The following is a 1,946-nucleotide window of genomic DNA, read 5'->3' as shown; positions in this document are numbered from 1 at the left end:
CGATCCGGTCCATCCAGACGCCGGTCGGCTCGTCGGCGATCGCGGAACCGCCCGGCTCGGCGGCCGCGCGGGCCGACCACTCCGGGTTCACGTACACGTCGGCGCCGACGTACGGGTTGTCCACGCGGGTGCCGGGGTCACCGCCGCCGGGGTCACCGCCACCGGGGGTGCCGGTGCAGGCGATGCCGTTGACGGCGAAGCTGGTCGGGGCCGCGTTGGTGCCCGAGTAGCTGAAGTTGGCCGAGGCCGTCACCGAGCCGCCGGCCGCGATGCGGGCGTTCCAGCCGGCGTCGCGGACCGTGACGTTCTGCCCGGACTGCGACCAGGTGCCGTTCCAGCCGGACTGGAGCCGCTGGTTGCCCGAGTAGGCGTAGGTCAGGGTCCAGTTGGTGGTGGCCGTGTCCCCGACGTTGTTGATTGTGACGTTGGCGGTGAAGCCCGACCCCCAGTCGCTGGTCGAGTAGTTGACGGAGCAGCCGAAGGCGGCGGCCGACGCCGTCCCCTGCATGAATCCGCCGGTGCCCAGCGCCGTCGCGGCGAGCAACCCCGCCGTGAACAGGGCGCCACGTCTGTGACGGGGTGGGGGGTTGGTGCGGCTCATCGAGATCCTTTCGTGGTTGCGGTGTCCGATGCCGTGCGTGCCGGGCGTCACAGCGCGACCGGTATGACACCCGTCCCCGGCGTCCGACCTCTTGGAAGCGCTCCCACTCTTTTAAAGGGAAGGTAGCGCCCGACCGACTCGTCCGCCAGGGCTCTGTTCAAGAAATGTGTTGAGTTCATGACCGGGCGACGCAGCAAAGTCAAGGAAGTTACCTTCCTTGCACGTCCTCACGTCAAAGGTCTTGACGCGTACTTGTCGTAGTCACATTCTTGGGAGCGCTCCCACTCTTTTGCGTTCACTTGGCACTTTCTCCTGTGCCACACCCGCCACCACCGGCACCACAGACACCGTCCTCACCCCCCGACGAGCCGCAAGGAGGGACCGCTGTCATGCGGGTTCGCAGACGAGCACCAGCCGGGGCGCCGCCCCCATTCGAGGTCAGACGGCGGCGCGCCGCACGGCGCGGGCGCCTGGCCGCCCTGGTCGCGCTGGCACTGCCGCTGGCCATGACGGCCGGGCTGAGCAACAGCTCGGACGTGCAGGCGGCGGCCGCGACCTGCAGCGTCGACTACTCGGCCAACAACTGGGGTTCGGGCTTCACGGCCAACGTCACCATTCACAACGAGTCCACCTCGGCGATCAACGGGTGGACGCTGGCCTACTCCTACTCCGGCAACCAGCGCCTGCAGCAGGGCTGGAACGGCCGGTGGTCGCAGTCCGGGCAGACGGTGACGGTCACCAACGAGTCGTACAACGCCACCATCCCGGCGGGCGGTTCGACCTCGACGGGCGCCAACTTCACCTACTCGGGCACCAACACCGCGCCGACCACCTTCACGCTCAACGGAACGGTGTGCGGCGAGGACCCGGCCGAGCAGCCGGCGGTCGTCGCCACGCCCAGCTCGTTGGCCATCCAGCCGGGGCAGTCCGCGACCTTCGGCATCCGGCTGAACACCCAGCCCACTTCGAACGTCACGGTCAACGTCGCCCGCACCAGCGGCAACACGGGGCTGAGCATCTCGGGCGCGGCCAGCAGGACGTTCACGCCGTCGAACTGGAACATCACCCAGAACATCACGATCGCCGCCGCGGCCACCGGCAGCGGCTCGGCGGTCTTCACGGCGTCGGCCACCGGCCACACCCCGGCCACCGTCACCGCCACCCAACTGGGCGAGGCGGACGGCGAGTACGAGCAGCGTTTCCTTGAGCTGTACGAGGAGATCAAGGATCCGGCGAACGGGTACTTCTCCGACGAGGGGATTCCGTACCACTCGGTGGAGACGCTGATCGTCGAGGCGCCGGACCACGGGCACGAGACCACGTCCGAGGCCTACTCCTACCTGAT

General features: G+C 68.6%; 2 protein-coding genes. One reads left to right on the top strand and one right to left on the bottom strand.

Annotation, left to right across the window (positions count from 1 at the left end):
* Positions 1-601: cellulose-binding domain-containing protein (locus E1265_RS35900; RefSeq protein ID WP_207931354.1), on the bottom strand; the 601-nt coding region annotated here is incomplete at its 3' end.
* A 389-nt stretch (positions 602-990) separates the two neighbouring features.
* Between E1265_RS35900 and E1265_RS35895 the strand changes: the two genes are divergently transcribed.
* On the top strand, positions 991-1,946 hold a 956-nt coding region (locus E1265_RS35895), incomplete at its 3' end, for a cellulose-binding domain-containing protein (RefSeq protein ID WP_207931353.1).

The sequence above is a fragment of the Streptomyces sp. 8K308 genome (assembly GCF_004348315.1).
Classification (GTDB): domain Bacteria; phylum Actinomycetota; class Actinomycetes; order Streptomycetales; family Streptomycetaceae; genus Streptomyces.
This window is presented reverse-complemented; position numbering and strand designations above follow the sequence as displayed.